Origin of the sequence: Gimesia aquarii (assembly GCF_007748195.1) — a bacterium.
Classification (GTDB): domain Bacteria; phylum Planctomycetota; class Planctomycetia; order Planctomycetales; family Planctomycetaceae; genus Gimesia; species Gimesia aquarii.
The window spans coordinates 5,030,914-5,042,157 of record NZ_CP037920.1; the positions used below are offsets into that span (position 1 = coordinate 5,030,914).

6 protein-coding genes and 1 tRNA gene are annotated in these 11,244 nt (G+C 43.9%); 1 reads left to right on the top strand and 6 read right to left on the bottom strand.

Going from position 1 to position 11,244, the window contains the following annotated elements; translation table 11 throughout:
* Nucleotides 1–15: 15 nt before the first annotated feature.
* Both V144x_RS19475 and V144x_RS19480 read right to left on the bottom strand, forming a co-directional pair.
* On the bottom strand, nt 16–1,062 hold the full coding sequence (locus V144x_RS19475) for an alpha/beta hydrolase (protein WP_144987270.1): 1,047 nt from the start codon (nt 1,060–1,062) through the stop codon (nt 16–18).
* A 113-nt stretch (nt 1,063–1,175) separates the two neighbouring features.
* Nucleotides 1,176–2,459, bottom strand: a complete 1,284-nt coding sequence (locus V144x_RS19480) for a right-handed parallel beta-helix repeat-containing protein (RefSeq protein ID WP_144987272.1) — start codon at nt 2,457–2,459, stop codon at nt 1,176–1,178.
* Nucleotides 2,460–2,960: 501 nt separating this feature from the next.
* Here V144x_RS19480 and V144x_RS19485 point away from each other — a divergent pair.
* A tRNA-Arg gene (locus tag V144x_RS19485) sits at nt 2,961–3,034 on the top strand.
* A 296-nt stretch (nt 3,035–3,330) separates the two neighbouring features.
* On the opposite strand, the gene V144x_RS19490 is transcribed toward V144x_RS19485, so the two are convergent.
* The 4 genes from V144x_RS19490 to V144x_RS19505 all read right to left on the bottom strand — a co-directional run bounded on the left by V144x_RS19490 (nt 3,331) and on the right by V144x_RS19505 (nt 11,228).
* Complete coding sequence (locus tag V144x_RS19490; RefSeq protein WP_144987273.1) at nt 3,331–4,263, bottom strand: endonuclease/exonuclease/phosphatase family protein; 933 nt, start codon at nt 4,261–4,263, stop codon at nt 3,331–3,333.
* 356 nt (nt 4,264–4,619) lie between these two features.
* On the bottom strand, nt 4,620–8,870 hold the full coding sequence (locus V144x_RS19495; RefSeq protein WP_144987275.1) for a hypothetical protein: 4,251 nt from the start codon (nt 8,868–8,870) through the stop codon (nt 4,620–4,622).
* A 169-nt stretch (nt 8,871–9,039) separates the two neighbouring features.
* Nucleotides 9,040–9,732 carry a hypothetical protein gene (locus V144x_RS19500; RefSeq protein WP_144987277.1) on the bottom strand — a complete coding sequence of 231 codons (693 nt, stop codon included), beginning with the start codon at nt 9,730–9,732 and terminating at the stop codon, nt 9,040–9,042.
* Complete coding sequence (locus V144x_RS19505; RefSeq protein ID WP_144987279.1) at nt 9,729–11,228, bottom strand: hypothetical protein; 1,500 nt, start codon at nt 11,226–11,228, stop codon at nt 9,729–9,731. Before V144x_RS19505 ends, V144x_RS19500 begins: the two co-directional genes overlap by 4 nt.
* Nucleotides 11,229–11,244 lie beyond the last annotated feature (16 nt).

Here is an 11,244-nt window from a genome sequence, read left to right on the forward strand (position 1 = left end):
CAGCGATTACACTCACTACTTCAAATGTTTATCAAAAAACTGGTAGGCAGTTTCACGTGTTTCAACAGGAAAGTCGTGTCCTGCTTTAGGGTAAACTGCCTGTAAGTTTTCTTCTTTTCCAGCTAGCTCATAAATTGGTTTTGCGATTTGAATGACATCTCTCACACCAGACACTTCGAAGTTACTGTCGCTAATCGGCGAACAAGCCAGGAAGGCCCGAGGTGCAAAACCTGCCACGATTTCCGTAAAATCAAAAGGTACCAAATCGGGATCATTCTGATATCGGCTATTAATCAAAGGCATATAACGGTCACTGGTCCAGCCTTTCAGCTTTCCTCCATAATATTTGTGAAAACGCGTGAAACCACAACTGGAAACCAATGCCTTGATCCGCTTATCAAAGGCAGCCGTAAACATCGTATTATGCCCGCCTAATGAGTGCCCGATGCAACCGATCTTGTCTCGATTAACATAATCTAACGACTGCAAAAGGTCTATCGATCGCATATTGTCGTAGATCGCCTTCATCGTTCCACTCCGATATTCAGGATGTGCCTTGAAATCATATGGGTATTCACCAAATGAAGGATAGTCGGGAGCCAGCGAGACATAGCCACGCTTGGCTAATTCAAGTGCATATTTCAGATTAGGCAAACCTCGAATGCCAGATGGTTCTTCTTTGCCAATTTTTGAATTGGTCTGATGCAGACACAATACTGCTGGCACCGGGTGTTGTTTCGTGGCAGATTGAGGAACAAACAAATAAGCGTGCACTCTTTGTTTGGGGTCATCCGTATGATAGGAAATCTTGAATCGTTTGGTGGAACCAATCGTGGTTTCTTCGAGTACTTTCATATCCAATGGGACTGGCTTCTCAGGATGAGGTAATTCTCCCATAACGGTTTGCATATTCGCTAGTATATGGCTCCTGCGTTTTTCCCAATCGTTCCACGTTTTGATCGGCTGTTTTTCCCCTTTTTGATCCAGATAATAAGATAGATCAAGGTGCTCTTGATAAACGGGAGTTCTTTTACTCTCCACCTGCTTTTGCCCAGAAGCCATGAGCCAGGATACACTCACCAAGAAACAAATCACTAGTCCAAAGAATCTCAACATCCTGGGCTCGCCTTTCGGTCAGGAAACAAATACAGTTCAGGCAGTCTCTCGGAAAAGCTCTACTTAACTTTTGCCTGTTTCTGTTCCTCTTTCACAGGCTCTGCAGGTGCGACCAATGTATTTTTAATAATTGATTCCTTCAGTTTTTCGTGATCTGACTCAACATCAATCAGCAAGTTATTTCCAAAGATAACATGTGTCGTCGGTTCAATCACTTCGACAGCCTTAGGACGTACTGAAGAAAATAGATTTCCAGAAACTGTCACCCCCCGTGTTTTATCCAAAGTCAGCCCGGCAGCTTTCAGGTCATTGGTACGACGCTTGACCTTTCCATTGCCAATATAACTATTCGAAAAATTATTACCTGTCACGGTAATTCTTCCCGATTTCGGCCCTATCCTAAGTGCATCTGCCGCTAGCAAAGTAAATGTGTTCGCGCTCACAGCACAGCCATGTGCGTCGTTAAGGATAATTCCACTCCCATTATGGGCAATCACATTCGCAGACAGTGTGATACCATAACACTCCTTATCCAATACCACTGCCCTGCCCTTACACTCTTCAATCATGTTGGCGCAGACTATAGAGCCATAAGTATTTTCTATAATCACACCATCGCGTAAATGGTCATCCAGGTTATTACCACTCATACATAGATTAAAACCATCGGCACAACGCAGTGCGTCCAGGTTTTCCTCAAAGTGATTTGCCGAAACGACGATGTCGTGACAACCGACAGTATTTAGCCCCGTGGCTTTGTTATAGGTAATCAGACAATCAGAAACACGCGGATCTTCAAAACAGAAATCGAGAAAAATTCCATCGTTACCGTGATAGCTGCAAGTCACTCCATGGATGTAGATTTCCTGAACCCATTTTGCATTGATACCACGTCCACTTTTTTCATTTCCCGTCAGTCGAAAATTTTGTAACTGCACACGCCAGATTCGAGGCTTCGGATCTTTCTTACCATTCGGCAGCTTGGCATCTTGCGGCGGATGAATGGCAATCGCATCTTTACCAGCTTCATTTTTATTATGAATGTGTGTCGCTGAGCCGGAACCGATTAACAGGACATCCCCTTTAGTAATGACCAGAGGCTCTTCGATCTCAAACTTGCCAGGTGGTAATTGCACGACTCCCCCTTCAGCAGGAATCGCATCGATGGCTTCCTGAATCGATGCATAATTGATCGCATGAATCACAGGACGGGAACCAGCCAGTTTTGATTTAATGGGAGAGTTTGAATTTTCCTGACCAGCAGCAATGAAGCTCAAATTAAGATTGATCAGCAGAGTGACAAAAAAGAAGGAAAACGTAAAAGCAATTTGAGAACGTTTCATAGCAGGCAGGACCTCTCATTAATTAGAAGCAGATGCAGTTGAAGGAATTAAGTGCACACTGGAATGCCTCAGCATTCACAATCAAATTTTAAGAAAATGATACTGAAACAGAACAATTTAACTTTCTTACTTAATTAGATACTATAACAACCAAATCTGTTTAGAGAGTCAAGCGGCAACTGACTTCGATCCGACAGTGAGGGTGATTTAAAAGAAATGAATGTCAGAAAAAACGTTGTCATCCAAATCAATTTTGTATCGTTTTAAAGCCTAAATTCGATGTATAAAAAGGGTATCAATCCCACATAGCCCCACACGACTTGTTTTTTAGACAGGGATTGCTAGAATCCCTCATTGCAACAGTTGCATCCTGAATCTATTCCAGTAACATAAGGAATAACAACAAGTTGCACCAGCAAAACTAAGATATATAGATACTGAGAAAACCAATTCTAAGTTTTCTCAGTAACCAAATCATAGTAAAGTTGTCTATTAAAAAAAGCACCCGTAGCTCAACTGGATAGAGCACCGGTCTTCGGAACCGGGGGTTAGGGGTTCGAATCCCTTCGGGTGTACTTTTCTCAAGCTATTGCAAAACAAACACTTACAATTTTGAGGTCTTTGTCATTATGACGAAGACCTTTTTTCATTCCCCCTACTTATCCCCCCACTAATACACATTCTTTATATAACACCTAAGTCAAAGCGTAGTGAAAGTAAATGGCTTTGAAAACAGCATTTGGTGAAGCGTTATCGAAGCTTGGTCCAATCTAATATGGTCTTCGGAACCGGCGAATGACACCATCATATTCATAAATACAAGTTGTATATAGCAAGGATAAACTCATCTTTAGTACGAGTTGGTTTGCGTTTAGACCCGAACTTGTATTTCAACTGGACAGTGGTCGCTGTCGACGCTCTTACCTGAGCCATTGTCGAAATTAACGAGGTCATCACGAATCTTGCCTGAAGAAGCAACGATCTTGGGCTTAGTCGTTCCATGACAAAAATCATGGGTGTAAAGAATATGATCTAGTTGTTTCCCACCACCAAATGGTGTCGTTGGATGACCTTTTTCATTCGAAAGGTCGACAAACGAGTGAAGCACTCGATCTGGGTCGAAGACACTGCCAATATGAGATTCGACACCACTTCGAAGAACTTTGCTTTCGTATCGATCAAACCATGGTCCATCGTTGATATCACCCATCACGATGAATCGGTTGAATGGCTCGCCATGTTCCTCTACCTTTTCCCACAATAATTTATGAAGCCGTCGTCCCTCTGCCACAATTCGTTCGCGATTATGAAGTGCTTGAGTACGCGCACGCGCTGGGTCTCTATCGTATGTTTTCTTTGACTTCGGGTGGACTAAAGCAACAATGAACTCCTTACCGCTAGTGTTGTGAGTGATCTTGACCATCAATGGAACTCGAGTCCATTTGTATGTACTTTCCCGTCCGTTGTGATACAGTTTATCGGTCCATTTCTCTTTGTCAAAATTCACTTTTTCAACAGTGACATCATCGGACCAATAGAGCATGCCCAGATTGAGTCGCTTACCAGTCCCCTCAATCACGCACTCGTAGCCAGGAAAATATTGATCGCGAAAATACTCCAATTTGTCTATTGGCATACACTCTATGATGCCAATGACATGTGGATCTATTGCTGTAATATAATCCGCAACTCGATTGGCGCGTGTTTCTTGTGAACCTGTAAGGGAAAATTGGCCAGAATTATTCTTTCGTACAAATTTATGTGAAAAGTAAATATTCCAAGAAGCGATTTTGAGGATAGGCATGAGAGTTCCCTTCTTTGTTAAGCAATGGAATGATAAACGCAAATTTTTCACTTATAAACAGAGGACTTCCAACGTGCGACTTGTTACTGAGTTCGTATTTTTTATCCAGCCGATACGCTTACGCACACGTAATTTTGATCGCAACGAACCAGCCTCAATCATCTAGAGACGATTCACACTTTGTTTTGGGGCTACCGGAATCAGTATTGAGTAACTTTGCTGTAACATTTTTTACATATTTGATTTCCACTTTGTTCTTCTATTGGTGAGTATGATTTAGTCTGGGTCGATACTGGGGTCTGTCTTTTTTGCTTACTGTCTTATTTTTTGCCTTTGTAGTGCGTTAGCATAAGATTTCATTTTGAATTCGCACGATCTGTCAATGCTTTGCGCCATGCCTCTAGAAACTCCAAGTCTGATTCAATCTTCTTCAATATCTTTCTCATATTTGACTTTGTACCATTCAAATGGCCTCGAAGCTTTGGTAAGTCAATGGATAAAATGGTAATTTGACCACGAACTGTGTCTACAGACGTGATTCCCAAGGTGTCGCCAGGAATGCTTGGGTTCTCTTTAATGAATTCTAACTTGGCATTAATTTCTGCAAGCACATCGTCGATGGCTCTGATTTGGTTGGCCAATCGAGTCCAGAATTCATTGAGTCTTTCCTGAATTAAGACATTCTCTTCAGCAGCGTTTTGAGCACTTAGCGGGTAAGCAGAAGCTTTTGAAAAATGATAGTCAAGACTGTTCATGCTAGAAGAATACTTTGTGTAATCTACCTGAAGACGTTTTATCTTCGAAGCCAAACGCTTTGCCTCACGGATTTCATCGCGTAACAGCAAACCATCACCAGCCAAACCACTCATGGCCATGGCCTGTGATTCCATTCCTGTAACTATTCCATCAACAACATCTAGTAAATTGAACGCAATTTTAATGTATTTACCAAATCGAATAATTCTCGAGTCGCGTCTAATTTGGCGAAGTGAATCATCCGCGGCCCCCATCAAAGCTCGTTGTGGTTCATCCGGCTTAACTGCATTAGTTCTTCCAGTAATTGGAATTGGTTTTCTCTTTCTCTTTTGGACGTGGAGATGGATCTTATCTCCAGCAAACTTTTCAAGATGTATCCATTTTGGATATGGCGGTATCAGTGCATGCTTATTAACACCTTCAGATTCAAAGTAGATCCAGATTGCATTTGCCCACTCCGGCTTACCAACTTTTTTATATACTTCCCTATGCGCGATCCAGACATCAGTCGGCGAATAAGCAACCTCCTGTCCGTGTGGAATCAAGTCTCTGATGAGTGAGGTTACTGAATTGGGATCAATCCGATGAACGGGCCCCACATACCCGGGAGGAACCTCTTTGCTAGATTTGATGAGTGGTACGGAAGGGATAAAGTCGGGATCAGAAACATCAATTACAAATAAAAACCTTTTCTCAAGAAGGTGATGAGCCTCAAGATACCGGGATGCTCCTTGATCCTTGATTGCTCTTCTCAAATCAATGTATGGTGGGAAGTCAATAATTTCGGATGAATCGGCTTTTCGTTGATTTTTTAGATGTACTCCATCAAGATGCTTTGCCAATTTCTTATGATCGCTGTAGATCACTGATTCTTGTCCTGAAATTGATTGCTGTGTTGACTTTTCATTTTTCGCTCTGTCAGAAAGAGATTTCGCTGAGGCTCTTATCAATTCGACTTTATCCTTTGGTGTACCGTTACTTTCAATTTCCCTGAATACGTTTTCATTGAGTTGAGTCGGCTCACTCGCGACGACAACTCGACGTTGCGAATCATAATACAAATGATGCGTTTCACCATTGGTATCCTTAAATTCCTCTTTCGCATCCCACCAGTTAGCAACCTGCTGTGCGCCAGATTTAATACCGCCCCAAACTTTTTTCCCAAATGCAATCAGCTTTTCAACCACAAACTCTATCACCTTGTCAATCGGCTGGCGTAGTTTTGAAACGACAGACTTGATTTTGTCTCCGATGTCACCCAGCCCGACTAAACGGGCGAGGAAGGCAATGATAAGCGGGATCGAATTAGCCATTGCTTGTTCGATCCACTCGGCTGCGGCACCAACCATTCCTTTGGCCATGCGCGTGAAGCTGGAAGTAATCGATTTAACCCAGACGAAGATCTCCTTGATCCGCTCAATGAAGAACATAATTGTGTTGTACATCATCAAGACGGCTTGAACAAAAGCACCAACGGGCGTAAACATCGAAGCCAGTTTGTTTGCCGCCTTCATAATCAATTGTGTAATTAACCATTCGGAGACGGCATCAATAATCTTCTGCTTAACCTCAGCCACTTTGTCTTTGATCCATTCCCAGATGATACCCGGGCCTTCTGTAAATAGTGACTTGACCTTTTCCATCACATCTTCAACGACCGCAACATTGCGCTCCCCAACCATCTCGACCACTTTCCCGCGAATATACTGGTAAGTGAATCCAAGTATCTCCAGCAGCAGGTTAAACACAGACTTCAGCGTAAAAGTCTTGGGAAGTGTAATCCCGCCAGCGGCAAAGGCGCCAAATATCCAGCCCGTAATCCCGCCAACGAAATGTTGCCGAAAATTCGACATGAATCGATTCATGCCCTGCCCAACTGAGTGGATCAAACTCTTTAAGAAACGGGCCGGTTGCTTGATAATGTCCATAAACGCATCACGCGCATCGGACAGGATGGATAAGAATTCTTCGCCCGGAATGCCAACTGCTTTACATGCTGCCAGGAAGAGAATTTTTGCTGCATCAAGAAATTCGCCATTCAGTATGGCGCTGACGATCTGAATTTGGGTCACGATTACGAGTTCAAACAAATCCATAATCTTGGTAACCACTGATTGAACTCGGTCGATTAAGGCAACGACTGTGTCTTCAAGTCTTTTGGCAATCGCACTGATAACTTCGACAGCGTTTTCGACCACGATGTCAATGGCTGCATTGACCTTGGCGCGCAGTTTCGGAAACGCAATCAACAAGGTGGCAACTAATTTTTTCAAACCTGATGCAAATGTCTGAATCATTCCCACAACGACGTCACGGAGACGATTGATAATACCGACTGCAACCTTTTTGGCTGTATCGAGAACCCGAGTGACCACTTTTTTCGCCTCGCTGAAGACTTTCTTGACTGCCTTGACGAGTGCGTCTTTCCATCGACTGACAGCACGCTTCACCGATGAAACGATTCGCCCCAAGAGATTCTTCTTCTCTTTCGGTCTGTTCTTTTCGCGTTCACGTTTCTCATACTCCGCCTTTTCTTCGGCATTCTTCCTTTCCTGCTCTGCTTCTTCTTTTGCTTTATCGATTGTCCGATTCGCACGGCCTTGTTCTTCAGTGATCTTGCCAGCGATCTCAGCCTGATGTGATTGATATCGGTGTGCAACTTCTGTGTTGAACTGCGCAAGTTGCTCCTGTTGCTCGGCGACTCCCTTCTCTTTTTCGGCCTGGACTTCGGCCTGACCTTCAGCGATTGCTTGCTGCTGGTCAGCCCGTGCTTGAGCAGTAGCCACATCTGCTTCAGCTTGGGCATCCATGAAGGCTTGATTACACTCTGTGTCTCTTTGCTCAGCAGCCGCCTCTACCTGATTTCGGGGTTCCGCCAAGGCCGCATTGAGCAATGGGGCAAAGTCGGCATCGGCAATCGCTCGTATATCGCTACCTACGTCTGTATCAAAATACTCAAACATCTCGGCAGATTGTTCGGTCGGCTGAGTGGTACTCGATTCTGCAATTTCAATTCTCTCTTGCCGGTCGACAGAAACGGGGATAATGCGACCGGCAGACGTGTTCGCATTGATTTCTTCCGCGACTTGTTGTGCCGCTTGATTGGCGGTTTGATTTGCCGAATTCGTGACATGGCCCATTCGACTGGTATCGGCTTCACCATCTGCACGAAATAGTGGCTTTGTACCGGGATCGATTCCCACATTGTCACCTTCTGGTTGTGCGGGAACGGTAGTCTCGGCATCTGTCATTGACTCCGCTTTTTCCGGTGGTGGTAATACAACTTCTTCAGCACCCGGCATCTCACGAAATTCAGCCGGACCAGCATTCTCCAACGCTTGTACCGCAACATCATCTTGAGGTAGATAAGCTGTCAGCGTTGGTGCTTCCTGCAAGTACTCTCGTCGATCTGACTGAAAATCCATTCCCAGCCTGTCTCCGATCGATCCCATTTTGTCAGCAATCTGAGTGGCTGAAGAGTGAACGAATTTCGCAAAAGATGATTCGCTAGATTTTGTGCTAACCGTTTGTGCTGAAATAGGCTTAGTCGCAACGACCTGATTTTCGATAGCAGTCGTTGGCAATGCTGCCTGTGTGTCGGCTACCCTGCTCCGGTTAGCGGTCTGATTTTCGGTTTCCGGTTCCGGTTCTTTCTTCGCAACTTGCCGGCCTTCTTTTTTCGAGGCAGCCCCTGAACTGCCTATAAGCGACTGCGTAGCTCGATTACCCAATCGCTGCTGCATAGCCTTCATTGCCGAGCGAGGTTTTTCGGCACGACGTTTTGGTAACGCAGAGCCTTTAGTCGGTCGACGTTGTGTCGCTGTTTTTTTCTTTTGAACCGAGCGTTTCATAAGTAGGATTCAGGTTTGACTCCTTTTTCAAGTTGATGTCCTTGAAACACTTAGACTGGGGTAGTTTGCATGTTCGCTAGCTTTTGAGCACGTCAAAAAATCGCATTTGAATCAATTCACATGCTATCAATCACCATCCGCAGGGTCCGCAATTGCTGGGTCGCCTCCATCACTCCCCCCCGGTATTTTGTTTGTTATTCTCATTACGAATTTCTTCTTTCAATTCGTCTTTTATTCTATTAAACAAATTTACATGCACTCTAGCTTCAGAGCCATCATTTGAACCAGGCATCTGAGCTTTGTAATGACGAGTCCAGTTGCCATTTTTATTTTTCAGCACCGCAAGAATGACGTAGCAATTCCCATCACCACATTTACAATTGAATTCATCATTGGAAGATTTCTTGTAAATTCCGATTTCATAGCCATCATATTCTCGAGTTGGAATCGCTTTAGGTTGATTATCATCAGGACACATTGTATTGCGTGTACCGCAATTGATCGTTGTTCGACAAAGGACTACCCAAAGGTTTATTTCTCCTCTGCTGCCTATGTCTGAAATATTGACCGATACCTCGACATCCTTGGGAACATGAATTAGATCACCTAGGCAATTGAGGGCCACCCCTTTTTTAACCTTCACGTTAATCAATTCATTCGATGTCGTTCTATTGTGAGGCTCTTCAACTTCCAATCCACACACGACACCGCATCCCAGCAGCGAACGTAAAAGTAAACGACTCAGTTCCTGCGTATAGGCAGTCTGTGCCTCAAGATCTTCATGCTGCAAGAGCATGCCAGGGCCAAACCGGGGTTTGACCAAAGTGGATTTGCCCGTCTCTCGAGTTAATGGCTCATTCATTGCAATTCTCCTTTTATTTCTGTTACATTTTTTTTCTTATTTACTATTTTAAAGCTGGAACGAAATGTCCCACCTGGTGAACCGTTCCCACTTGGAACCGTTTGGAGGCCTACCGCATTGGCATCTACTGACTGTCCGTTGCAATCGATAATGAGATCCCCATAAACCTCGATTTCAACTCGAGAGGGTACATTATCAAACGTCGAATAACTCTCTGCGTCGAATTCTTCCTTGAGCCATCTTTTGGTAATAACAATCTGAGCACTCTCTGTTAATTCTTCTTTATCACATTGATCCAGAGCGATGGTCTCAGGGTTCGGATTGATACGCACTATTGGAACCCGATGTGGTTTCCACCAACCCGTTGTGGACTCGTGAAACAGAAGGGTCATAGAAAAACAATCGGGAAGTAGACTGCTCACACGAACTCCGCGTGAAAAATTCACTGAAATATTTTTTAAAATAACTTCTTCTCCATTAATCTCAGCACCGTCCGAAATGAACGTTTTAAATTCTATTGGATTCACTTCTTTGTGATGCCATTTCGCCCAACCAATCTCACTGATCGTGGTCAGGTCACAACTGGGAATCAAATCGAACAGAAGCTCGTTGTGTTTCACTAATTGCCGTGGACTACAATCATCGAACACAAAATATTTGTTCTGTCGATTATTCTGAGGGTCTTCTTTTTCGTAGAATTTGATATATGCCAGAGGAACGGCATTTTTGTAGTCTAAGTCTATATCAATAATTCCCCCACAATGCTCCTGATACTCATTCAGGGAACCCCCTTGGTCAGATGAAAACTCCCACTTCTTCGAATGTTCACACAAACAACGAGGCGAACGGCGAATTTCGTTATCATCCAAACTATCGTCTGCCTGAGATGAATTCGTGTCACCCGTCCCTTGGCGACTCTGATCGTCATCGCACTCTTTATTTTCCATCTCGCGAAGAGAAAATCGGACCGTCTCACAGACATGATCCCACTGAGAACTACACGGTTCACAAGGATCACCTTTCACGTGATTCATCTTCACTTCTGCGTAATGCGCGCTTAAGAGCCAACGTGAAACTGTCTTCGGTTCTTTTTCAGAGAATTGTTTTTTGACTTGACTTGACAAATCAGATGAATCCGAAAATATTTCAAGAATCTTTTCTTTGACCTCACCAAGAATCTCCTTTCCTTTATTGTTCAGAAGCTTAATCTCATCATATTTGACAATACCGTGTTCAATTCTACATAGTTCGCGGCCGCATTGATCGAGCGCGAAACCTTTAGAGATATCGAACCCTTGAGCGTTGGGTTTCGAAACATCGAATCCACCCACTACTCCCCATCCATGAATTGAACGGTTAATCAATCGTCTTCGTTGCAGGTTGTAATCCTGCTCGGTTTGGAGGGCCGCGGGCGTTAGTCGCTTGCCCTGAAAATAACGGTTTCTAAGTCCGGACTCGCAAGTTGGATCAGAACAGCACTCAGATTGATGACTCATGGTTCGTTTCTCCTTT